Here is a 22,621-nt window from a genome sequence, read left to right as displayed (position 1 = left end):
GGATCCCGCCATGACCGGGCTCGACTCCGCCACCACCCGCGCCACCCCCGTACACGGCACGACCGCCCGGGACGCCCCCGCACGCCCCCGGGCCACCCTCGCCCTGACCAGCGCGGCCACCGCCGTGGCGCTGATGACGTACACGGCCCCGATGGTCACGCTCCCGGACACGGCGGCCGCCCTGCACACCCCGCTCTCCGGCCAGGCCTGGCTCCTGAACGGCACCCCGCTGGGCCTTGCCGCCCTGCTCCTGGTGGCCGGCAGCCTCGCCGACGACTACGGCCGCCGCCGCGTCTTCCTCGCCGGCACCCTGGCCCTCGGCATCACCACCGCCCTCGCCGCCTTCACCACCTCGACCTGGCAGTTCACCCTCGCCCGCATCGCCCAGGGCGCGGCGAGCGCGGCGATCCTGGCGAGCAGCCTCGGCCTGCTGGTGGCGGCCTTCCCCACCGCGCGCGGCCGGCTGCACGCGACCGGCGTGTGGGGCGCCTTCGTCAGCGGCGGCATCGCGGTCGGCCCGCTGGTCGCGGGCGCGCTGCCGACCTGGCGGGTGGCGTACGGCGTCCTGGGCGCCGCCGCCGTCGCCGTGGCCGCGCTCGGCACCCGTGCGCTGGCCGAGTCCCGCGCCCCGCGCGGCGGCCGCCCGGACATCCTGGGTGCCCTGACCTTCGGCCTCGCCCTGGTCGCCCTGGTCGCGGCCCTGACCCTGGGCCGCGACGGCTGGCTCCGCGCACCGGTGGGACTGCTGCTGGCCGCCGCCGTACTCCTGCTCGCGCTCTTCGCCGCCGTGGAACACCGGACCGCCACTCCGATGATCGACCTCGGCCTGCTGCGCCACGCCCGCTTCCTGGCCTCCTCGGCAGGCGGCCTGTTCACGGGCCTCGCGGTGATCGGCATGTTCAGCTTCCTGCCGGCCCTGCTCCAGCAGACGCTGCGCCTGACCCCGATGCAGACGGCCTGGCTGTTCCTCCTCTGGTCCGGCCTGAGCTTCGCGGTGGCCCTCCAGGTCAAGCACCTGGCCGGCCGCATCGCCCCGCGCACCCAGCTGGCCGTCGGCTTCGCCCTGCACACCGTCGCCGTCCTGACCATGCTCGGCGCCCTGGCCTCCGGCTCCTGGACCCGGCTGCTGCCCGGCCTGATCATCGGCGGCATCGGCAGCGGCCTGCTCAACGGCGCGCTGCCGCTGCTGGCCGTCGAGTCGGTCCCCCGCGAACGCGCCGCGATGGGCTCAGGCGCCCAGCAGACCTTCCGCTACATCGGCTCCTGCGCCGGCGTGGCCCTGACCATCGCCCTCGCCACCTCCACCGGACATCTGGCCCACGGCGCGAACATCGCCCTGCTGGTGTCGGCGGGTCTGGCTGCGGTCGGAGCGGTGAGCGTGCTGGTGCTGCGGGAACGGGCGTAGGCGCTAGCGGGGCCGCATGGACACCAGCTTCCCCCACACCACCATCCGGTAGCGCGAGGTGAACTCGGGGGTGCAGGTGGTGAGGGTGATGTAGTAACCCGGCTCGGAGTACCCGTACGCGGGCCGCACCAGGGAGCGCGGCACGGGCCGGATGACCCCCGAGTCCATCGCCGAGGTCTGCGGCAGGACCTGGTCGACGTCGTACGTGTACGTCGCCGTCCGCGTCTCCACCTCGATGGCGTCCCCGCGCCGCAGCCGCGGCAGGTACCGGAAGGGCTCGCCGTGCGTGTTCCGGTGCCCGGCGAGCGCGAAGTTGCCCGCCTGCCCCGGCTGCCCGGTGCCCCGGTAATGGCCGACGTACCCCTTGTTGAGCACGTCGGCCTTGCTCACGCCCTCGGCGACGGGCACGCGCAGCCCCAGCCGGGGGATGGTGAGGACGGCGTACGCCTGGGAGCGGGAAGGGAAACTGACGGGCGTGTACGACCGCCGCGGCGCAGGGGACATGGAAGTGTCCGGGGCCGATGCGGAGGCGGTGGGCCCGGTGGGCGCCGGGGCCGCGCCCCCGGCGCCGTACCCCTGATGGCCCCACTCCCGCTCCAGCGCCTCCACCTGCCGCTCGGCGCCACGCCGGGCCTCCCGGTTGGTCCACCACAGCTGGTGCACGACCAGCAGCATGAGCAGCACACCGACGGTCACGATCGCCTCGGCCCCGCCCCACAGCACGCGCCGCCGCCGGGCGCGCCTGCGCCGATCGCTGTGCCGTACGACCCGCACGCCCGACCATGCCGGCATCCGCACCCACCTCCATGGGCCTCCCGGGAGCCGCCCGCAGGGTAGGGGCAACGGCCACAACTGGCCATAGCCGCACGTGAATCGGCAACCTCGGCCGACTTCCTCAACGGGTTTTAGAAACCACTGCCGGAACCCTCGACAACCCTACCCGTCACCCCCGATGCTTCCTGCTGCCGAAGCCGTGAGGGAGAGGGCGGAGAAGAGCGATGATCCGACGGAGAACACTGTTGGCCGCGGCGGGCGGCGGCATCCTGGGCAGCGCCCTGGCCACGGGCACGGCCCAGGCGGACGCGACAATAGCAGTCAACCCGTCGATTTCTTACGGGACTTGGGAGGGCTGGGGCACGTCACTGGCCTGGTGGGCGAACGTCTTCGGGGCGAGGGACGACTTCGCGGACATCTTCTTCACGACGAAGACGACGACGTACAACGGCACGGCGCTCCCCGGCCTCGGCCTGAACATAGCCCGCTACAACCTGGGTGCGTGCAGCTGGAACAGCGTGAACGGCGAGTCCATGGTGGCCTCGCCCAACATCCCGAAGTTCAAGCAGATAGAGGGCTACTGGCAGGACTGGACGAACGAGGACCCGACGTCGTCGTCCTGGAAGTGGACAGCGGACGCGACCCAGCGGGCGATGCTGCTGAAGGCAACCCAACGCGGCGCGACCAGCGAACTCTTCGCCAATTCCCCCATGTGGTGGATGTGCCTCAACCACAACCCCTCGGGCGCCTCGGACGGCGGCAACAACCTCCAGTCCTGGAACTACCGCCAGCACGCCTCCCACCTGGCGTCGGTGGCCCTGTACGCGAAGCAGAACTGGGGCGTGACCTTCTCGACGGTGGAGGCCTTCAACGAACCGTCCTCCTCCTGGTGGACGGCGACGGGCACCCAGGAGGGCTGCCACATGGACGCCACGGTCCAGTCGGCCGTACTCCCGTACCTCCGCAGCGAGTTGGACAAACGCGGCCTGACGACGAAGATCTCCGCGTCGGGCGAGAACACCTACGACCTGGCCCGCACCACCTGGGACTCCTTCTCCTCCACGACCAAGGGCTACGTGGACCGGGTGAACGTCCACGGCTACCAGGGCTCGGGCGGCCGCCGCGACCTGCTCTACACGGACGTGGTGACCACGTCCGGCAAGGCCCTGTGGAACTCCGAGACCGGGGACGGCGACGCCACGGGCCTGACCCTGGCCGGCAACCTCCTCTACGACTTCCGCTGGCTGCACCCCACGGCGTGGGTGTACTGGCAGGTGATGGACCCGAGCGCGGGCTGGGCGACGATCGCGTACGACGCGAACACCCTGCAGCCGGGCGCCGTACAGACGAAGTACTACGTCCTGGCCCAGTTCACCCGCCACATCCGCCCCGGGATGACGATCCTGGACACGGGCGCGAGCTACGCGGCGGCCGCCCTGGACCGGCAGGCCAACCGCCTGGTCATAGTGGCCGCGAACACCTCCTCCTCCGCTACGACCCTGACCTTCGACCTCTCCCGCTTCTCCTCGGTGACCGGCGGCCCGGGCGGCCTGGTCCCCCGCTGGAACACGGTGACAACGGGCGGCGCGGACCTCTACACCCCCCACTCCGACACCCACCTCTCCGGCAAGACCCTGTCGGCGCCCTTCGCGGCGAAGTCGATCCAGACGCTGCAGGTGGACGGGGTGACGGTGTAGGAAAGATCCGGGTGACGGTGTGGGAAAGATCCGGCAGGAGCCTGACCAGGCCATACCCCACCCTGTCCCGCTCGGCAGTACGGTGTCCCCCATGCGCCCCGACACGCCTGCCGAGAACGTCGACCACACCGCCGAAGCGGCACGCCTGGAGCGGACCGCCGGACTGTACCCCGAGGACACCGAGGCCCTGCTCCTGAGGGCGGCGGCCCACCTGGAACTGTCCGGCGACCGCCCCGCGGCCACCACCCTCTACGACCGCCTGCTCGCCGCTGCCGACGGCCTGGACAACCCCGCCCTGGTCCGCGCCCTGAAGGCCTCCAACCTCTGGGAGTACGGCCACGAGGCGGAGGCAAGGGCGATCATCGAGGGCATCCGCATGGCCGCCCCGCGCGACCCGGCCCCCTGGGTGATCATCGCGGAGTCCCTGGAATCACACGACGAGCTCGAAACGGCGGAGGAGACTTTCACGGAGGCCGCCCACCTCCTCCTCCCGACCGACGAGGACACCGAACCGGCCCCCGCCACCCACCCCCTCCTCTACGGCCGCCACCGTGTCCGCCGCATGCTGGGCCTCCCCCACGACACCTGGGACACCCTGGCCGACACCCTCCACACGTCCCCCGTGTCCCTGGACGAACTCCACGACCCCAAACGCGTCTGGTCCCTCGGCTCCGACAACCCCGCCGAACTGGCCGCGGAAATCTCCCGCCTACGAGCCGAACTGGGCGCCTACCGAGAGGCCCTCTCCCGCCCCTTCCCGGTAGCCGTCCTCCACTGGCCGGCGGGCGAGCTGGCCGAACTCCTCTCGGCCTACCCGACCCTCTCCTCGGAGTACCCCTCCCACGACACCCACCTGTCGACCATAGAGTCCTCCCTGCGCGAACTCTCCGCCTCGGGCACGGGAAACCTCGGCATCGTCACAGGCACGGTCCCCTCGTACGAGGCCTTCGCGGCATCGGAGGGCTCGTCCCCGGAGGACACCGCGCTGCTGCCCCAGTACGCGACGACGCTGGCGGCACGGGGGCGGGCGGTGGCTTGGCCGCCGCAGAGGGGGGCGGGGTGTTGGTGCGGCTCTGCCCAGAGCTATGAGGGCTGCCACGGAGCCTAGGAACGCGCCGACCCGCCACCGCAAGCCGCTGAAATGGCCCGGCGTGCCACCACCCAGCGCCGGCGCCCTCATTCCGGCTGCGCATCCAGCCCACCGAACGGCCACCCACCTGGGCCCCGCCTTCCCCGGGCCGCCCGCTCGCCTCTTCCCCGTGCTGGAGCGGCCCGGGTCACGGGTGGCCCGCAGGGCCATCGGCGCAGCCGACGCGGGAGTGGAGCGCAGCGGAACGGACGCGCCCTTGATGCGGGCCGCGGAAGCACGACAATGCCGAGAAGCGGGCGGCTCAGCCTGCTCCCAACAGATTCGACCCCAAGGCTGTGCCCTTTCTCTGGTAGGGCCACACCGCTCCAGTTGCGCCGGCAGAATTGCTGGCGTGTCCCATGCAGTGCCTTCCTCCGCCGCCGTCTCCGCTCGCATGAGCCGACAGGGATCGCGCGACACGGCGCCCGAAGTCGCGGTCCGCCGGCTCCTCCATGCAGCAGGACTGCGGTACCGAGTGAACCGGCCGGTACCGGGCATGCCTCGGCGGACGATCGACATCGTCTTCACCAAAGCCAAGGTTGCGATCTTCCTGGACGGTTGCTTCTGGCACGGCTGTCCCGAACACGCGACGCATCCGAAGGCCAACGCTGCGTGGTGGCGCGCCAAGCTCAACAAGAACATGGCACGCGACTTGGAGACGACGGAGCACCTACAAGCCTCGGGCTGGACGGTGTTGCGCTTTTGGGAGCACGAGTCCCCCGAGGAAGTGGCACGCCGAATCGCACAGTCGGTAGCGCCGAAGGGCGGTCACACCGCAGAGGACGGCCAGGCTGCACCAAGCATCAATCCGGACACGGTCCTTGGTAGTGACAACCATCTGACCTAATAATGTGTAGGCCTTGTAAAGATGACGCTGGGTACCTCCCGGACGCTAGGCCTTCCGGAGCACGAGGGCCTGCCGATCCAGACACATGAACGAGTGGGAGCGGGGGCGGTCGGATCCTATGACCGACGAGTTCGACGGCATGTATGACACGTTCAAGGCACTCCTGGACGCCTTCCCACCTTCCGAAGCCGTCAAGCGGCTGGAGATGCTGGGCGTCAAGCCGGAGATTGTCCAGGAGATCCGCGAGCGCCACGAACAGCACACGATACGCATCAAGGAACTCGAAGAGCCCCATGCCGTCGTCCTCGGGAACCGCGACACGTGGTACACCGGCCCGCAGGACAAGGACAAGTGCTGGCCGGCGATCGTTGAACTGCTGCGGAAGGACGGCTGGCCCGATGAACCCGCCATCCGCAATCTCGACGACTCCTCGACTCGCGTGGTTTCCCTGCTGAACCACCCGAAGGAGAAGTCGTTCTCAACACGCGGTCTCGTCGTCGGCTACGTGCAGTCCGGCAAGACGACCAACTTCACCTCCGTCATGGCCAAGGCGGCCGACCGCGGTTACAAGCTCTTCATCGTTCTGGCGGGCATCCACAACGGGCTCCGACGCCAGACCCAAGCCCGCCTGGTCCAGCAACTCGTGGAACCCAACCCGTCTCTGTGGTCCCAACTGACCGGTCTGGAGAAGGACTTCACTCCCCAGGAGAATCCGGCCGCGTACTTCGGTAAGAGCAACAAGACGCACGTGCTGTGCGTGGTCAAAAAGAACGCGACAGTGCTTCGCAAACTGGCGCAGTGGCTGGAGAAGGCGGCGGACTACTTGCAGGACTGCCCGGCGTTGATCATCGACGACGAGGCAGACCAGGCGACGGTGGCCACGAAGTCCATCAACCCTCTGATCCTCAACATCATGAGCAGCCTGCCGCGTTCCGCCTACGTGGGCTACACGGCATCTCCATTCGCCAACCTGCTCATTGATCCGAGCGCACAGGATTTGTATCCCCGCGACTTCGTTGTGAACCTCCCCAAGCCGGAGGGCCACTTCGGAACGGAGGTCCTGTTCGGCCGCTATGCACTCGACGGCGAAGATCCCGAACAGGTCGACGACGGATACGACATGATCCGTTCGGTTCCCGACGAGGATGTGCCCTGCGTCCGCCCGGAGACGAGGGCCGATGTTGAGGGCTTCGAACCTGTCATCACTGACACACTCCGCAGGGCCGTCGAGTACTTCTGGCTGACCACGGCAGCTCGCCGTGTGCGCCGTAAGGGCAACCCACACAGCACGATGTTGGTTCACACCAGCGTCAACACGGCTGTGCACAACAGCTTCAAACGCCCGTTGGAACACTTGTTGAAGCGCGCCGGTGAATCCCTCGCCGATGCCGGCTTCCTCTCCCGACTGCGTGATCTGTGGGACGAGGAGACCGCTCGCGTCCCTGCGGAGGAGTTCGGAGAAAAGAAGGTCCCCTTCGACGACTTGGCACCCGAACTGCCGGGTGTTCTTCGAAGCTGCCGCATCATCATGGACAACTCCAGCAGCGAGGATCGCCTGGACTACGAGAACGGCCCTGTCGTGGCAATCGCCGTGGGAGGCAACACGCTTTCCCGCGGGCTGACCCTCGAAGGTCTGTCGGTCAGCTACTTCGTACGTGCCGTGTCCGCGTATGACACGTTGCTGCAGATGGGACGCTGGTTCGGTTTCAGAAACGGCTATGCGGATCTGCCTCGGATCTGGATGACCGACGAACTGGCGGAGTGGTTCCGCCACCTCGCCACCGTCGAGACCGAAATGCGCCGGGACATCGACATATACATGACGGAGGCCGAGACACCCATCACCTTCGCCGTACGCCTGCGCACGCATCCGGCGCTGCGCGTCACCGCGGCGGCCAAGATGCGCGACGCTGTCACAGCGGCTTCTTCGTACGGCGGCAAGCGAGTCCAGACCCATTACTTCCGCACGGACGCTGACTGGCTACGCGGGAACATCACCGCGGCGCGAGACCTGGTGGCAGCATCTCGGTCGAGTGCGACTCAAATCGACTCCCGGTTGCCGGAGGGGCGCTACGTCTTCCGTGACGTGCCACACGACGTCGTGACTGAATTCCTGGCCGCGTACAAATTTCACGACAAATCGCCTGAAAACGACGCCGACCTGATCATCGGCTACATTCAGAAGCGGATCAAAACGGCCGACTCCCTCCGCCGGTGGAACGTGGCGATCGTCGGCAATCCCACAGGTGAACCGTTCGACCTTGCTCCGGGCATCAGCGTTGGACTCAACAGCCGTGCCCGTCTTGCCGTGAGCAATCCCGATCCGTACTTCGCCGACATCAAGACGCTCATGAGCCGCCGCGATGCGGCCGTGGACCTGGACGGCGGCGCGGCAAAGCTGACCGAAAAGGGCATCATGGACAGGCGCCGTGATGTTCTCCCGGACACAGGGCTGTTGGTTCTCTATCCGATCGACAAGGTTTCCGCGCCCAGCCCGACCAAGAAGCTCCGCGCTCCGCTGAACGCCGAAGAGCACGTCATCGGTGTGGGCCTGGTCTTCCCCGAGCCCAGGCATGGGGACAGCACCGTCGAGAAGTACATCTCTGCCAATCTCTCGGGGCTGCGGATAGAGGACGAAGACTACAGCCCGCTCGTCGAAGGCGAAGACGCGTGAACGACGAGGACTTCCGAAAATTGGTCGAGGAGCATTGGGCTGCGCTCGAGACCGAGCAGACCACCGGTGAACGCCGCCTGCGTGTGTCACAGCTCCCGGTGATGACGGCCCAAGGGGCCCTGACCGCGGGCGTCGACCATGAGGGGTACCGCCACGTGCTGGTGCCGGTGCACACGCACCGGAAGATCCGTACGAGTCCCGACGGGCCCGTACTCCGGCTGAGCAAGCGTCCGTTGGAAGACGACGAGACCTACCAGACGTATGCCGATCTCGCCTGCTTGCGGACAGATCTCAACGACTTGTTCACTGATCTGTGCGTTGACGCCTTGAGCGCGATTGCGGCCCTGCCCGAGAATCCGGTCAAGGCCCTTTATGGAGTCCTTGACCGCTGGAAGGCCCTCTTCCAGTCACAAAGCGCTCCACTCGGCCCCGACCAGATCGCCGGCCTGTTCGGCGAGCTGCTGGTTCTGGACCGGCTTCTTTCACGTGACTCCAGCGCCCACCGGATTTGGCGAGGACCTGAAGGGCACCCTCACGACTTCGCCGCGGGGAAGGCTGCTGTAGAAGTCAAGGCAAGTGCCGCGACCGGAAATCGAAAGCCCCGGATACACGGGCTCGACCAGCTCGATGCTCCCCCCGGAGGAACGCTTTGTCTGGCTTGGTTCGGGCTTGAGACGCCCGGCGCAGGTGACGCCGGACTCGGGTTCTTGGAGTTGCTGGAACAGACGCTTCATTCATGCGACGACGAGACCGCCCTCCTCACCATGCTCGCCGGGGCGGGCTACCGCCCCATCGATGCGGAGAAGTACCGAGGCATTCGCTTCGTGGTCAAAGAGGAGAGATGGTATCGGGTGGCGTCCGACTTCCCTCGACTGACGAAGCAAACCCTTCTGGAGGCAGGTGTACCGGTGTCCGTTCAGGACGTCGAGTACACAATCGACCTGTCCGCCGACATTCCTGCCCCCATGACCGCCGAAGAGGCAGTTCAAATGCTCGACCGTCTGATCCAGGAGTCTGTGTGACCATGCCTCGGTGGTTCTCCCAGCCCTATCCTCCGGAAGGTGCGAGTGCCGCTGAAGGCATCCGTAACCAGTTGGGACGTCCGGAACTCGACCTGCTCACCATCCTTGTGCGCGAGTCCGCTCAGAACAGCTGGGATGCCCGCCTTCCGGAGTCCGGCGTCCCAGTCGACTATCGCATCGACATGTGGACCGTCGGCCCTGCCCACACCGGCGCATGGAGAGAGCTACTGCTCTCAGGTGCTCCCGCCCCGAACGGCGACAATTTTCCACTCCGCGAGACGCTCAGGCGGGGCCCGATCCGTGTATTGGCCGTGTCCGATCGGGGTACCCGCGGGCTCGGAGGACCAACCCGAGCAGACGATGCCGTGGGGCCCGACCGCGACTTCGTCTCCTTCATCCGCAACATCGGGGAACCTCGCGACACCGCTCTGGGGGGCGGCACCTACGGCTTCGGCAAAGGCATCTTCTACCTGCTGTCCAAGCCCGGAACGGTGCTGGTCCATTCCCGCTGTCGCAACCCACACGGAGAGTACGAGACCCGCCTCATCGGTTGCACCCTGTGGAAGAGCTATGTTGCTCTCGCGGACCGGGGTGAACGTCGCTACACGGGTAGGCACTGGTGGGGTGACACTTCGGGCAGCGTCGTCGAACCGCTTGTCGGGGAGGCGGCCGAGACCACCGCGCAGCGCCTTGGCCTCAAAGCCTTCGGCTCGCAGGAGACCGGTACGACCGTCGTCGTGATTGATCCCAGTCTCGACGAACTCGAAGGACCCCAAGCAGCCGACTACTTGTGCGACACCATTGCCTGGCACCTCTGGCCCAAGATGATCAGCACGGCTGACAGACCGGCCGCCATGCGCTTCTCGGTCACGTGTGACGGTGTCCCACATCCGGTACCCGATCCTCGGAGTACCCGGCCGTTGAACATGTTCGTCGCGGCGTACGAAGAGATGGCAGGTCCGAAGGGGACCGACCTCGAATGTCAAAGGCCCAAGCGACATTTGGGACGACTCGGTCTGGTAAAGCGCATCATGCCGCCGCTCGAAGCAACACGGGCTTCACTCATGCTGGACATAGACGACCTGATCCATCATGTCTGCCTGATGCGCCCCGCTGAGCTCGTGGTCACATACCATCCAGGGCCCAAGCCTCCCAGCACGAATCAGGGCTATGCCGGTGTCTTCCGCGCCGACGAGGCAATGGACGATGTCTATGCCAAGGCTGAGCCACCCACGCACGATGCCTGGAACCCGCACTCCCTCGAAAGACCGGAAAGCACCTTCGTGCAAACGACATTCCGGCGGATCAACGAGGCTCTGGAACGGCTGCTGTCCCTCAGCGGCGTGGCACGTCCGGGAGCAAGCAGCGTGGCACTTGGCGCGGCCAGTTCGATGTTCTCCGGCCTGGTGGGTGGTGCCTGGGGAATCGGTGGAGCCACGGCCTACGCCAAGCCCGGCAGTACCGCGGTGCGCCACACAAGGTCGGAGGCCGACGAGCCGAAGCGTGCGGCGTCAGGCCGTCAGGTACAGGGACCTGCAGGGCTCGATTCCGAAATGGTCAACGGCCTCGGATCCCAGGGCACGAACGAACAGTCGCTCTCCGGGAACGCAGGGCCCGCCAATGGAGGTGCCGTTGCCCGCCGGCCGCGGGTGCAGTACGTCGGCGAGCCCTATTACGACGATCGCGGGAACAGCTCCGTGCTGATTCAGGAATTCCGACTTCCCGTGCCGGGGCCCCAGCGCGTACGGATCGACCTTGCCGTCACTCTCCCCGGGACCGGCGGGCGCGAGACCGATCCACCCATCGGTGCGAGCATGCCCGAGCTGGTGGGTTGGGAGAACGACACGGGCCGCCTGCACACCTCGGATCCCCAGGTACTCGATGGCGGCGACTCCGTCTGGCGGGCAGTCGTGCGGCCGGCGCCGGACACCATGACTGAGATCGGCATCAAGGTCGAGGCGGTGAAGAGCCCGTGACTCGGCGTGTCCTTCCCTATCGCGTTCCGTCGGAGGACGTCGTCAGTGCCGACCCGTGGCGACTCGTTGTCGAGGAGGGTGAGGTGGCCCTGCCCGAGGCATTGCCGGACTGGGACTATCACATGGATCTGCGGGTACGGAGGAATGTCCGCATCGATGTGGACCAGGCGCGCCGGCAGTCCGGGCTGCCGGAAGATGCCTCTCTCCTGATCTCCGCTGTGTGGACGGCCACCGGATCGAATCTGAGCGGCCCGGCTCAGCACCTGCGTTTGACGGGAGCAGGCACCGTCACCACGGAATTCGACGTGCTTCTGCGTGGTTCCGATCTCGGCGGTCTGCTGCTCCTGGACACCGCTCTCGTGCTGGCCGATCGGCGAAGCGACGCCCGCCCCTCGTCGCCGCGGCGAGCGGGTTCCGTGCTCTGGAGCGACCGAGCGGAACTGCGCCTGCAGGGCGATGCACCCCAATTCCCGATGGCCGTCATCGACTTCGCCCGCACTTCGTTCCCCGATGACGCCGCATGGCACCTGCAGATCAGTGGTGGCATGGAGCACGCCACGATGGGGGCTTTGCTCTTGCTGGTCAACGAGCGAAACACGGTCACGGCCACAGCGTTCCAAAATGCGGCCAGGCCTCGCCCCATTGACCGGATCGTGCTGTCCGCTGTTTACGCGGATGCGGCCAGAACCATGATCGAGCACGCCCTCGCTGATGACGACTTCGCAGAGGATGCCGACTTCACGGACGGCTCGCTCGGTGCCACGCTGCTCAGCCTGTTCGATCAGCTTTTCCCCGCGCAGTCGATCAATGACGTACGCCTGCGCCAACGGCAGTCACCGGCCTTGTTCGCCTCGGACCTGCAAGCTGCCGTAAGAATCTTCGAGGTGTCGTGATGAGCTTCCTGTACCCTCGGCTCCTCGCCGCACAGGCGAGACCGCTCTTCGACGAGTACCGGCAACTCGCTGTCGGCGACCTGTCCCGCCGTGCGGCGGTCGCACACGACTCAGCCGTCTACGTGGCCACAGGCGGCGACCGTATCGCCCCTGATCAACTCCGTGACTTGAGGGAGGGCGTTCTCGATCTGGCGAAACAGGCGGGCTTCCCGGACGACTCCGACCGAACCCGTAACTCGGAGTTCGATCTGCAGTTGGCTGCGCTGCTCCACGCCGAGATGGGCATGGTGCCCGCTGAAGCCGCATCTCGGGACGTTTGGGCCTTTCTGGCGCTGATCGTCCTCCCGGACGTCGCATTCTGGCGCTATCCCCAGCCGCCAAAGGATCGCGTCCTCGGCACCGACCTCACACGACACGTTTTCGGTCGGCTTTGGTGGCGCGCTCAGCTCGTGCGCTCGACCGACGATCCGGAACCGTACGCTGCGCTCAAGATCCTCGGTGAGGCCGCGTTCGACCAGATCTACGCCCGACGCGCCGCGCTCGGCGGCAGCCCCCACCTCGTCCGCGCGATCCTGCGCGTTTGGCAGGATCTGGATCTGAGAGGCCTGAACGAACGCGACACACTCCGTGATTTCCTCAAGCGACTGCTTCGGCTCGCACCCTTCGTATTGTTCGACGGCATCGAAGAGCATGCACTCGACAACGAGCTGCGTGCAGTCGCCCGAGAGTCTGTCGAAGCGCAACGTCAAGACGCGCCAATCACCATGGAAACACCTGCGCCTCGGCGGCAGAACGTCGTGCCAAGCGATGCCCGCGACGCTTCCCTGTCGGTGACCCCGATCGAGCACAAGCAACCGATCTTGGAGTCCGTTCCCGGGCCTGAGGTCACCACTGGGCGGTTCAGCTCGCTGGAAATATGCGCTGGTGCAGGTGCACAGGCACTCGGGCTCGAACGTGCCGGCTTCGACCCGGTGATGCTCATAGAAACCAAGGCCGACGCCTGCTTCTCCATCGGGCTTAATCGCCCTGAATGGGACATTGTCTGTATGGATGTCCTTCAGTTCCATCCCGGCCTGCGTCCCGACGTCACAGGAGTCGATCTTGTCAGCGGTGGGTTGCCCCGTGTGAAGTCCCTGGCGACCGTCGGCCGAGCCGAGGACACAGAGGAACGCCGGGTGCTGCGCGCGGCGATTTCCCTGGCCTGTGAGATCAAGCCGAAGGCCGTGCTCTTCGAGAACGTTCCCGACCTCATCGATGATCCTGAATTCGATGCTGACCGTGCCTGGATCGAGAACGAACTGCTCAGGGCAGGCCTACGTTCGAGTTGGAAGGTTCTCAACGCTGCGGACTTCAGCGTCCCGCAGAACCGCAAGAGTGGCTTCCTAGTAGCTCTCCGGGATCCTTACTTCGCTCGCTTCGCCTGGCCGGTGCCGAGCGGAGCGCCGGCTCCGACCGTGGGCCAAGTCCTCGGCCCGTCCATGTCCGCCCGGGGCTGGCCGGGAGCAAGGCACTGGATCCGGCGGGCGGATCGCATCGCCCCCGCGTTGGTCGGAGGCTCCGACCGACGAGGGGGCGCCGACCTCGGCCCAACCGGCAGCAAGAAGGCGTGGGCCGCGCTGGGCGTGAACGGCAGCAGCCTCGGTGACGAACCGCCAGGACCGGACTTCCCGATCGGGGATGAGCCCAAGCTCACAGTGGAGCAAGCCGCGATGATCCAGTCGTTCCCTGCCGATTGGAAGCTCCACGGTGGCAAGACATCCCGGTATCGTCAGATTGGGCACGCGATGCCCCCACCGCTCGCCACTGCCGTAGGTCTCGCCATCGCGGCCGCACTCCGAGGCTAAAATCGCCCCATGGTCACGTCCCGTCCCGTTGCACACGATCCCATCACAGTCATCGACCTGTTCAGTGGCTGCGGTGGGTTCACTCAGGGATTTCACGAGTTTCGCCCTGCAGAAGGAGTCGCGGACGGGCCCGTCTTCCACAGCATCGCGGCCGTCGAACACAATGTTGCCGCGGCTGCCACGTACGCAGTGAACTTCGGAAGCCTCCGGCCCGACGAGCGGATCCCCGCTGCTCGCGTCCATGTGGGCGACATCGAAGAGTGGCAGCCGACACCGGAAGCTCTCCACGCGGATGTCGTCGTCGGAGGACCGCCATGCCAAGGGTTTTCGGCGCTGAACCGCAACAAGAAGGGCAGTGAACGCAATCGCCTCTGGGAAGAGTACGTCAGGATCGTTGCCGAAATCCGCCCCAAGGTATTCGTCATCGAGAACGTCGACCGCTTCCTGAAGTCGGACGAGTTTCGCAATTTGCTCAACGAGGTTGAGTCGGACGGCAAGCTTTCCGAGTACCGACTGGTGGATCCACCTGGTCACGCACCCTCCGAAACCAGCGAAGAGAAGATCAAGCGTTACCTGCTCAACTCGGCTGATTATGGTGCAGCCCAGGCGCGTCGTCGCGCCATTGTCATCGGCGTTCGTCGCGATCTCGACAACGGCCGAACGTTGACGTACCCCACGAGAACGCACCTTCGGCGGCCGAAGCACCTGCACATGGCCACCGCCCAGCAGTTCGATGGGTTGGATTCAGGAGTGTCGTACTGGCAGGCGGTGGACGACATTTTCACCGAATCAGCGATGCGCCACCTACGAGGAACCGAACTTCCGGACGGAAAAGAATTCATTCCCGAGGTGAATTCCGTACAGCCGGGGATCTTCACCACTCTCGACTTGCACTTCGGTCGAAACCCGGAAGCGCTCTCCAGAGCGCGCTATCGCGCCATCCCGCCGGGCGGGAACCGGAAGGACCTGCGCGACAAGTGGTACACGGTGGATGAGTTCAACGAGATCCACGTCTTCGACACGCCCAATCCACCGGGCGTCAGGACACCTGTCGAATACCTTTCGACGAAGAGTTGGGACAACCACAACACCGGCACCGGTGACGTCATGGGTCGCCTCCGGTATGGCGAACCTTCGGTCACCATTCGTACCGAGTTCTTCAAGCCGGAAAAAGGTCGCTACCTGCACCCTGAGCTGCCACGCCCCATCACTCACTACGAAGCCGCCCGCATCCAGGGCTTCCCGCTCAGTTTCCGCTGGTGTGGCTCGAAGACCGAAATTGCCACACAGATCGGAAATGCCGTCCCGATCCCTCTCGGTAAGGCGATTGCTGCGTCAATACACGCATATCTTCGCGGCTGAGCGTCGCGCCACGTGAGTCCGACAGCCCGAAACCTTGTTGCGAATTCAGGCTCGGGCTGTCGTCACACGGCGCAGAGCGGAGGTTCGGGCCGGCCGCTGGTTACCGATTGGCGAGCTGCTCCGCCTCGGCCTCGAACTGCAGTTGGGCCCTGTCCAGGGCCTGGTCCACATCATGGCCGTGCGCTTGAAGCCAATGAAGAAGGTCGGCGATGGCCGCGACCACCACCCTCTCGGCCATGCCGGCACTCAGTCTGCTCGACGCGGCCGGGCGCGCAGACTGCCGCACGTCGTACACGCCGAGGACGCAAGCAGCCCTTGAGACGTGCAGGTTCTGACTGTGGCCGTTCGGCGTACTCAAGCTGGTCTCGAACTCGACCCACGTGACCTTCCGGTCGGGCAGGAGTTGAACGCCCCAGCGGTCGGAGCAGGCAGCGACAAGCGCCATGCCGCGTCCCGACTCCGCATCGCCGTTCGCGTCGATCAGCGTCGGTAAGGCTCGACTGTCGGGGTCATGGATCTCGATGTGCAGGCGGGTGCCGTGCATGGAGACGACGAGGGTTGAAGGGGTTCCCGGACCAACATGTGTGATCACGTTGGAAACCAGCTCGCTGAGGCAGAGTTGGACACGTTCGATCAGCTCAGTTAGGCCCCAGAGGCGCAGATGGATTTTCAGCACGCGTCTCAGTGCGGCCACCTCCTCCGGCACGGCGAGGAAGGGCAACTCCCAGGGGCGTCTTGACGTACATGCACTGCAATCCATCTCTCGACTCCTTCTCCCGAGTGTCGTCGGTACTGCTCGGCAAGCAGTGGCCTGTCGCCCTGGCGCAAGCCCACCTCTCCCAGGGCAGGAGAGACCAGGCAGGCATGCGCGATGCACTTCTGTTCGCCATGGATCAGCGGCTCGATGCTCAACCTAGAAGCCCGGCCGGTAAATTTGCCACACGTTCCAGCAAATTAGCTCGATCGTGGATGGGGGCGCGAGCACACGGCAGACTGCCGTCTGAGCAGACACGGAAGGATCGACATGCCCCCGAAGCAAGTTCCGACCCAGCGGCAGAAGCGCCTTGGTTACGAGTTGCGCAGAATGCGGGTGACGGCAGACATGTCTGCGGAGGAGGCTGCGAAGCTCCTCGGCGTCGACCGAGGGAAGATCTCCTACATGGAGTCCGGCGTACGCAACATCAGCGAGGAACGCCTGCGCACCCTGGCCCATCACTGCGGGTGCACCGATGACAAGTACGTGAGCGCCCTGGTCGACATGGCCTCGCCCAGCCCTCAGGGCTGGTGGGAGCAGTACCGTGGCGCTCTTCCTCAAGGACTCCTGGACATCGCCGAGTTGGAGCACCGGGCTGTTCGGATGCGTGCTGCGTGTACGGTACACATCCCAGGGCTGCTCCAGACGACCGATTACGCACTGGCGGTGTTCCGTGCCGTCCTTCCACAACTTCCGGAACACGAGGTGGCGATGAGGGCGGCCCATCGCAACCGACGCCAGGAGGTTCTCTCGGCCGAGGCAGCTCCTGCCTTCACCGCCATCGTGCACGAAGCGGCGCTTCGGATGCAGTTCGGAGGGCCCCGGATCGCTCGTGAACAACTCGATTACCTGCTCGCACAGTCCGAGAAGGACGGTGTGACGGTGTTGGTCGTCCCCTTCACCCATGGTGGTTTTCCCGGCGCGGGGCAGACCGTCCTGCACGCAGAGGGCCCGACCGCGCAACTGGACACCGTGCAGATCGACAACTCTCACGGTCCGGACTTCCTGTACGGCGAAGCAGAACTTGCCAAGTACCGTGCTCATATGGACCGGATGGAGGAGCTGGCACTGTCCCCCGGCGACTCGAAGGACTTCATCCGCGCCATCGCACACGGACTCCAGGAGGCGTGATGACCGAGATCCAGTGGGAAGAGCCGTTCTGTGGGGAGGGCAACTCGTGCTTCCGGATCGGTACCGATGAGGGCGGCAACGCGTACATAGCCGTGGTCGGGCAGGAGGACCGTTTCATCGCCGATACTCGGGACGCCCTGCGCACGATGATTCGGGACATCAAGGCGGGGAAAGCGGACCATCTGCTGAGGTGAGCCCGATCCGGCGGCATCAGCCGCGCGCGGTGGGAAAACCGATCCGATCCCAGAGATGGCCCGGGCTCGCTGCTCGTGCAGAACCCCGCGGCGGGTGCTCCACTGCTACGGTCGACCCATGTCCCTCTCGGTGTCCACTGCCCGCTCCGTCGACCTTCGGACCGAACCGATTGATCAGGTCGTCGACCACGTGGAGCGGTCTCTTGGTGCCCGCTTGGACCGGGAGTCGGTGGTACGCAAGCGCCGCACGGTCGGGGCACGGACCGATCGCGGCACGTGGGTGCGTATTGAACGGCGGCCACTCGACAGGATCGGGGTCCAGGGGTGGAACGGCACGGAGTGCGCCGCTCGCCTCTCGGGCGTCGCGAAGCCCGCATGGCTCGGGTGCCTGGTCTGGCAGAGCGTAAGCGAGCCTGTGATGTGGCGAGCCGACGAGACGGAGCTTCTGCCAGGTCGACCGGTCGGCACCGCCATTATGGGCGAGGATCCGAGGCTGCCCGACGCCTGGTGGCAGAGGCTCAACGCCTCGTTGGACGCACTCGCCGCTCAGGAGACAATGCGTGTTGCCACACCGGACACGGAAACCATCACCCAGGCACTTGTGACCGAGACCATTCATGGCGCCTTCCAGGACGGCTTCGACACTGCCGTCAAACGGTGGGTACCTGCCCATGCTGATCTCAACTGGGCGAATGTAACTGCGCCGGCCTTCAGTCTCTTCGACTGGGAAGACTGGGGCATCGCACCCATGGGACTGGACTCCGCCTCCTTGTGGGCAAGTTCCCTCGCCGTCCCGTCTCTGGCCGATCGTGTCTGGCGAGAGCGACGCTCCGACTTCGAAAGCCGGGACGGCAAGCTGATGGTCCTTTTCGTGTGCTCGAAAATCCTCGGACCGCATGCGCACCCCGAGGATCCCCGACTCGGCCCAGCACGCGGGATGGCGGACAAGACGATCGAGGAACTTCAGTCGGCCTGACCGCTCGACCGCGCCTTGAGCAGACGGCGATAGGCGTCCACCGACCTTTCGTCCACCTCACTTGCCAGGCCAGCCACCAGTTCGCCCAGATGGGCCGGGACATCGGTGCCCACAGCCACTGCTGCAACGCGAGGAAGCGCGTACGCAATCCGGAAGGCCGCCTGTACGCGTGAGAGCTCGCAACCGTCACGCAGGAAGAGACGTGGCTCGAACCTTTCCCACAGCGGTTCATTGGCGCTGCCTCCGAAGGGGCTCATCCCCCAGACTTCTCCGTCGTCCAAGCCCCAGGCCGCTCTGAGGGCGTCCGTGGCGTCGAGTGTTTCGCAACCGACCAGGAGGCCTGCACGGGTCATCAGAACGGCCGGCTTCGGCATGTTCACATCGACCAGGGCCGACAGCCGCGAGGGATTCCAGGAAGCAATGCCCCAGGCACCGCACGTCCCCTTCGTCGCGGCATCACCCAAAGCCGCGCATGCCTCTGCCAGGATTTGTCGGCAGCGCGGCGCGTTCTCGTGGAGTGAGTGTTCTGGGTTGTGCAGGAACACCAAGTCCGGCTCACGTCCGAGCTCTTCCGCCGTCTGTTCCACGGCTGTGAGCAGCCGTTCCGGTGCCAGGGAGTGTTCCTGGCCGTCCGGCCCCGGGAAGTAGCCGACCTTCGTCGACACGCGGAACTTCGACAACAGGTCACCGGCTGCCCGGGCCAGCACCTGATGCGAGCGGAAACGGAGGTAGTTGAAGGCGGTGTCGAGTTGAGTGACGCCGACGTCCAACGCGCCGGTCAGGAGGCGGCGTTCGTGACGAGACCGGTGTAACCCGAGGACAACTCGGGGGTCAGCACGGCGCACATCTCCTCCTTCACCAGCGTCTCGGCAACCTCGATCACATCTGTGCCGACGATGGCGGAGGCACGGTCGAGGGGGACCGGCCTTCCGCTCAGCAACAGACGCAGAGCGGGGAGGGCCTTGATCGCGAAGGTGAGTTTCTTCCCCGATGCCACTACGTCGACGGTCTCGCCGTTCTCCACGACGCGGGGAGCGAAGTGGGTGGTGCACACCACGGCCTCGAGGGTCCCGAAAGCGTCGAGGAACGGCACGTGGCGAGGCAGCGTCGTCTGCTGCTCGTACGCTGCCAGGAATTCCTCCGGGGTACGCTCACCGATCAGCCGACCGGCGGCCTCGATCAAGGCTTCATGGCCGGTTCCGTGACCGCGGTCCAGGTCGTGACGGAAGATCTCATGCTCGCGACACCAGTCAGCCAGCCAGGCGAGCCAGCTCGCTCCGGTTCGCTTGGTGATGCCGAATGTGACGTGCAGACTCTTTCCGGCGCCGATGCCTGTACGCGTCGCCTGATGCCAGTGGCCTCGAGGGATGTGCATGACGTCCCCCGCCCTCATGACGCCGGACCAGATGGTCTCTTCACTTGGCATGTCATTGGGGTCACAGTCCCGGTACATGGGGACCCGACGTGAAGCCGATCGCACCTCCCACTGCTTCTCGCCGGCGAGTTGCAGGACGACGACATCGTGGTCGTCCCAGTGCAGGGGGAATCCCGAGGCGTCGTTCGTCGTCAGGTAGGCATTGACCTGGACCCGCTCATGGGACCACCACTGAAACGCCCGGCATGCGACTTCCATCGTCGGGTCGAAGACGTTGACCTGATCGAGGATGAGCGTCGCTCCTTCTCGTAGAAGTCGGCCCAGGCTGCGCATGTCTGCCATGGAGATGCTCTGGCCGCGAGGGCTGACGGAATCGGTGCAGTACACGGCCGAGTGGACTTCCACGGCGTTCTGGAAGCACCTGAACTGCGGGCGGCTCAGGCTCCTGCGCATCGCGATGTCCAGCAGGCGGTTCGGGGTCAGGATCCGCGAGGCAAGCGCCGGGTCACCCATGCTTCCTCGCACGAAGGCCTTGCCCAATTCCTCCGGCCCATGCCATCCGAGCGCATGCTCTACGGCGCGAATCAACTGGTGTTCCACCACTGCCTCCTCAATGGGTCGATCTTGAATTGCGGAGACGGTGTGGGCCGACATGGCGGACCATGCCAGCCCAACCGCCGTGCGGCTACTCGCCGTCGTGCAGGTTGCCGTCGCCGCCCGGCCATGGCGCGTCGCCGGAGCTTCCGGCGTTGTCCGACCGGAGGCTGTCGTACCGGTCGTGCACGGCGGTCAGCTCTTCCACCGCGAGCAGCAGGCCGCTCGGGGCGGGAGGTGGTGTGCTGTGGTCTGCCACCTGGAGTTCTCCCTTCCTGTTGGTTCTCCCGTCGGGAATCCGGCGGGAAGTCGACGGACGACCCTCAGTGGCAAGAGCGGACACATGTGACCAGGGTGGACATGGCGGAGGCCTTCGAAGAGCTGAGTACGGCTCCGACTCCGACAGGGCTGCACGAGGGCGGAGCAGCCGGACTGGAAGACCCCCCTGAGCCGGAGCACATGCGGCTCTGCTGATGTCCAGTCAAGTTCCTGCCGCGCCACCTGGAAACGTTTCCGGGGGGTTCCTCTCACAGATGCAGCACTCCTCAAGCGCGGAAGCGCAAAGTAGCCTCCCAACTACACCCTGACGGGACGACAGGAGTGATGACGTGCCCGGAGAGCCATTAGCAGTGCATCCGCTCACCTTCCTCCGCCAGTGTCGCGGTTGGGGAAAGGCTGAATTCGCCAGGCTTATGCAGGCGCACGGGAAGACGCTGGGAATCCCGTTGGCGACCAACCGGACGACCGTATGGAAGTGGGAACAGGGACAGGAACCGGACACGGATGCCCAACGCGTACTTGCCGAGCTCTTGGGGGTGCCGTACGAGCACGTGCAAGCTGAGGGATGGCCACAGTGGCTCCCGGTGTGGGAGGTCACGGCACTGAGCGCTCCATGGACCGAAGCCGGGACCGTCGCGACACTGGCCGACCTGGTGGGCAGCGGACGCGCGGATCGTCGCGGTTTCCTCACCATCACAGGAGCCGCCCTGACAGGGCTTGCGGGAAGCTGGGTGGAAGCGCCCTCCGCCTTCGCCTCGGCACTCGACGGCGATCACGTCACGGACCGGATTGTCTCGACGATCGAGCAACGAATCAGCACTCTTCGCACCCTCGATGACCAACTCGGAGGCGGCCGGCTCCTGGAGCAGGCGCGTGGTGATCTCGCCCTGGTCACCGGCCTTCTCAGCGCGGGCAGGTACACGGAGGAGATAGGCGTCCGCCTGTACGCGCTGGCGGCCCGGGTGTCCCATCTGACCGGTTGGATGGCTTACGACGCTGGGCTGCGGTCGGCGGGACAGCGGTACTACGTGGGGGCACTGCGGAGTGCGCGGACGGCGGGGGACGACGCCTTCGGTGCCTTCGTCCTCGCGGAGATGGGAGTTCACGTCTCCGAGGCTGGGAGGACCGCCGAGCGGGTCGACCTCATTACGACGGCCATCGACAACGCTCCTCGAACTCTGCAGCCATGCACCCGGACATTCCTCTACTTGCACAAGGCCGAGGCACTGTCGCGTGACGGCAACCACCGGAGAGCTGAGTCGGCACTCAACCACGCCATGTCCATCTGGGACCGCCACTCGGCGGCGGAGAGCCCGGACTGGCTCACCTGGTTCGGGGAAGCGCAGTTGAGCTCGACTGAAGGAAAGGTCCTGTTGCGCTCCGGGCAGGTACAACGCGCAACGAGTTCATTGGAGCATTCCGTCGCCGGGGCTGCGCCGCGGGACAAGGCCGTACGCTCCAGCCGTCTGGCCGAAGCCCGGCTGATCGGCGGTGACCTGGACGGGGCACTGGACGCCGCGAACCAAGGCGCCCACCTTCTCGAGGGCAAGGTCGGCTCCGTACGGGCGCTGGACCGTCTGAAGGAGTTCTCCGCTCGGCTGGAACCGCACAGATCCGTACGGTCCGTCAGGGAGTTCCGCGAACGACTTCAAGCACTGGCCATCACAATCTGACCACCGCCGCCTCGTCTGTCGA

General features: G+C 66.0%; 19 protein-coding genes. 14 read left to right on the top strand and 5 right to left on the bottom strand.

The window, feature by feature from the left end:
- The first annotated feature begins 10 nt into the window (after nucleotides 1-10).
- On the top strand, nucleotides 11-1,405 hold the full coding sequence (locus ACWC2T_RS16855) for an MFS transporter (RefSeq protein WP_450671106.1): 1,395 nt from the start codon (nucleotides 11-13) through the stop codon (nucleotides 1,403-1,405).
- 3 nt (nucleotides 1,406-1,408) lie between these two features.
- Here the strand turns inward: ACWC2T_RS16855 and ACWC2T_RS16850 are convergent, their stop codons facing one another.
- Nucleotides 1,409-2,197, bottom strand: coding sequence for a class E sortase (locus ACWC2T_RS16850; protein ID WP_450671105.1), 789 nt, complete (start codon nucleotides 2,195-2,197; stop codon nucleotides 1,409-1,411).
- A 206-nt stretch (nucleotides 2,198-2,403) separates the two neighbouring features.
- Between ACWC2T_RS16850 and ACWC2T_RS16845 the strand changes: the two genes are divergently transcribed.
- The 9 genes from ACWC2T_RS16845 (at nucleotide 2,404) to ACWC2T_RS16805 (ending at nucleotide 15,623) form a co-directional block, all read left to right on the top strand.
- Entirely contained in the window at nucleotides 2,404-3,876 is a 1,473-nt protein-coding gene (locus ACWC2T_RS16845; protein WP_450671104.1) for a beta-1,6-galactanase, read from the top strand.
- Nucleotides 3,877-3,967: 91 nt separating this feature from the next.
- Nucleotides 3,968-4,984, top strand: a complete 1,017-nt coding sequence (locus tag ACWC2T_RS16840; protein ID WP_450671103.1) for a hypothetical protein — start codon at nucleotides 3,968-3,970, stop codon at nucleotides 4,982-4,984.
- A gap of 415 nt (nucleotides 4,985-5,399) precedes the next feature.
- Entirely contained in the window at nucleotides 5,400-5,852 is a 453-nt protein-coding gene (locus tag ACWC2T_RS16835) for a very short patch repair endonuclease (RefSeq protein ID WP_450671224.1), read from the top strand.
- Between the two features lie 118 nt (nucleotides 5,853-5,970).
- Nucleotides 5,971-8,526 carry a Z1 domain-containing protein gene (locus tag ACWC2T_RS16830; RefSeq protein WP_450671102.1) on the top strand — a complete coding sequence of 852 codons (2,556 nt, stop codon included), beginning with the start codon at nucleotides 5,971-5,973 and terminating at the stop codon, nucleotides 8,524-8,526.
- Complete coding sequence (locus ACWC2T_RS16825) at nucleotides 8,523-9,548, top strand: PD-(D/E)XK motif protein (RefSeq protein ID WP_450671101.1); 1,026 nt, start codon at nucleotides 8,523-8,525, stop codon at nucleotides 9,546-9,548. The genes ACWC2T_RS16830 and ACWC2T_RS16825 overlap by 4 nt, the downstream gene beginning before the upstream one ends.
- Complete coding sequence (locus ACWC2T_RS16820; protein ID WP_450671100.1) at nucleotides 9,545-11,524, top strand: hypothetical protein; 1,980 nt, start codon at nucleotides 9,545-9,547, stop codon at nucleotides 11,522-11,524. Before ACWC2T_RS16825 ends, ACWC2T_RS16820 begins: the two co-directional genes overlap by 4 nt.
- Before the next feature lie 83 nt (nucleotides 11,525-11,607).
- Complete coding sequence (locus tag ACWC2T_RS16815; RefSeq protein ID WP_450671099.1) at nucleotides 11,608-12,417, top strand: hypothetical protein; 810 nt, start codon at nucleotides 11,608-11,610, stop codon at nucleotides 12,415-12,417.
- Nucleotides 12,417-14,261, top strand: a complete 1,845-nt coding sequence (locus ACWC2T_RS16810; RefSeq protein ID WP_450671098.1) for a DUF6339 family protein — start codon at nucleotides 12,417-12,419, stop codon at nucleotides 14,259-14,261. The genes ACWC2T_RS16815 and ACWC2T_RS16810 overlap by 1 nt, the downstream gene beginning before the upstream one ends.
- Before the next feature lie 9 nt (nucleotides 14,262-14,270).
- Nucleotides 14,271-15,623, top strand: a complete 1,353-nt coding sequence (locus ACWC2T_RS16805; protein WP_450671097.1) for a DNA cytosine methyltransferase — start codon at nucleotides 14,271-14,273, stop codon at nucleotides 15,621-15,623.
- Nucleotides 15,624-15,723: 100 nt separating this feature from the next.
- On the opposite strand, the gene ACWC2T_RS16800 is transcribed toward ACWC2T_RS16805, so the two are convergent.
- Nucleotides 15,724-16,329, bottom strand: coding sequence for an ATP-binding protein (locus ACWC2T_RS16800; protein ID WP_450671096.1), 606 nt, complete (start codon nucleotides 16,327-16,329; stop codon nucleotides 15,724-15,726).
- Nucleotides 16,330-16,647: 318 nt separating this feature from the next.
- Here ACWC2T_RS16800 and ACWC2T_RS16795 point away from each other — a divergent pair, with 318 nt between their 5' ends.
- The 3 genes from ACWC2T_RS16795 (at nucleotide 16,648) to ACWC2T_RS16785 (ending at nucleotide 18,678) form a co-directional block, all read left to right on the top strand.
- A complete protein-coding gene (locus ACWC2T_RS16795; protein WP_450671095.1) occupies nucleotides 16,648-17,508 on the top strand; it encodes a helix-turn-helix domain-containing protein in 861 nt (286 codons plus the stop codon).
- Nucleotides 17,508-17,702, top strand: a complete 195-nt coding sequence (locus ACWC2T_RS16790) for a hypothetical protein (protein ID WP_450671094.1) — start codon at nucleotides 17,508-17,510, stop codon at nucleotides 17,700-17,702. The genes ACWC2T_RS16795 and ACWC2T_RS16790 overlap by 1 nt, the downstream gene beginning before the upstream one ends.
- Nucleotides 17,703-17,820: 118 nt before the next feature.
- Nucleotides 17,821-18,678, top strand: a complete 858-nt coding sequence (locus ACWC2T_RS16785) for a hypothetical protein (RefSeq protein ID WP_450671093.1) — start codon at nucleotides 17,821-17,823, stop codon at nucleotides 18,676-18,678.
- Here ACWC2T_RS16785 and ACWC2T_RS16780 read toward each other — a convergent pair.
- The 3 genes from ACWC2T_RS16780 to ACWC2T_RS16770 all read right to left on the bottom strand — a co-directional run bounded on the left by ACWC2T_RS16780 (nucleotide 18,666) and on the right by ACWC2T_RS16770 (nucleotide 20,906).
- Nucleotides 18,666-19,523: an aldo/keto reductase gene (locus tag ACWC2T_RS16780; RefSeq protein WP_450671092.1), complete on the bottom strand. Its 858-nt coding sequence runs from the start codon at nucleotides 19,521-19,523 to the stop codon at nucleotides 18,666-18,668. The genes ACWC2T_RS16785 and ACWC2T_RS16780 overlap by 13 nt on opposite strands.
- Nucleotides 19,457-20,653: a JmjC domain-containing protein gene (locus ACWC2T_RS16775; protein WP_450671091.1), complete on the bottom strand. Its 1,197-nt coding sequence runs from the start codon at nucleotides 20,651-20,653 to the stop codon at nucleotides 19,457-19,459. The genes ACWC2T_RS16780 and ACWC2T_RS16775 overlap by 67 nt, the downstream gene beginning before the upstream one ends.
- An 85-nt stretch (nucleotides 20,654-20,738) precedes the next feature.
- Nucleotides 20,739-20,906 carry a hypothetical protein gene (locus tag ACWC2T_RS16770; protein ID WP_450671090.1) on the bottom strand — a complete coding sequence of 56 codons (168 nt, stop codon included), beginning with the start codon at nucleotides 20,904-20,906 and terminating at the stop codon, nucleotides 20,739-20,741.
- A 349-nt stretch (nucleotides 20,907-21,255) separates the two neighbouring features.
- On the opposite strand from ACWC2T_RS16770, the gene ACWC2T_RS16765 reads away from it, so the two are divergent.
- Nucleotides 21,256-22,599, top strand: a complete 1,344-nt coding sequence (locus tag ACWC2T_RS16765) for a transcriptional regulator (RefSeq protein ID WP_450671089.1) — start codon at nucleotides 21,256-21,258, stop codon at nucleotides 22,597-22,599.
- The last annotated feature ends 22 nt before the right edge of the window (nucleotides 22,600-22,621 follow it).

This window comes from Streptomyces sp. NPDC001393 (assembly GCF_053597455.1).
This window is presented reverse-complemented; position numbering and strand designations above follow the sequence as displayed.

What these genes read in the sequence shown, in the direction of transcription:
- ACWC2T_RS16805 (WP_450671097.1), top strand. Translation starts at nt 14,271, where the DNA reads ATGGTCACGTCCCGTCCCGTTGCACACGATCCCATCACAGTCATCGAC.
- ACWC2T_RS16855 (WP_450671106.1), top strand. Translation starts at nt 11, where the DNA reads ATGACCGGGCTCGACTCCGCCACCACCCGCGCCACCCCCGTACACGGC.
- ACWC2T_RS16835 (WP_450671224.1), top strand. Translation starts at nt 5,400, where the DNA reads ATGAGCCGACAGGGATCGCGCGACACGGCGCCCGAAGTCGCGGTCCGC.
- ACWC2T_RS16845 (WP_450671104.1), top strand. Translation starts at nt 2,404, where the DNA reads ATGATCCGACGGAGAACACTGTTGGCCGCGGCGGGCGGCGGCATCCTG.
- ACWC2T_RS16785 (WP_450671093.1), top strand. Translation starts at nt 17,821, where the DNA reads ATGTCCCTCTCGGTGTCCACTGCCCGCTCCGTCGACCTTCGGACCGAA.
- ACWC2T_RS16840 (WP_450671103.1), top strand. Translation starts at nt 3,968, where the DNA reads ATGCGCCCCGACACGCCTGCCGAGAACGTCGACCACACCGCCGAAGCG.
- ACWC2T_RS16790 (WP_450671094.1), top strand. Translation starts at nt 17,508, where the DNA reads ATGACCGAGATCCAGTGGGAAGAGCCGTTCTGTGGGGAGGGCAACTCG.
- ACWC2T_RS16850 (WP_450671105.1), bottom strand. Translation starts at nt 2,197, where the DNA reads ATGCCGGCATGGTCGGGCGTGCGGGTCGTACGGCACAGCGATCGGCGC.
- ACWC2T_RS16810 (WP_450671098.1), top strand. Translation starts at nt 12,417, where the DNA reads ATGAGCTTCCTGTACCCTCGGCTCCTCGCCGCACAGGCGAGACCGCTC.
- ACWC2T_RS16795 (WP_450671095.1), top strand. Translation starts at nt 16,648, where the DNA reads ATGCCCCCGAAGCAAGTTCCGACCCAGCGGCAGAAGCGCCTTGGTTAC.
- ACWC2T_RS16830 (WP_450671102.1), top strand. Translation starts at nt 5,971, where the DNA reads ATGACCGACGAGTTCGACGGCATGTATGACACGTTCAAGGCACTCCTG.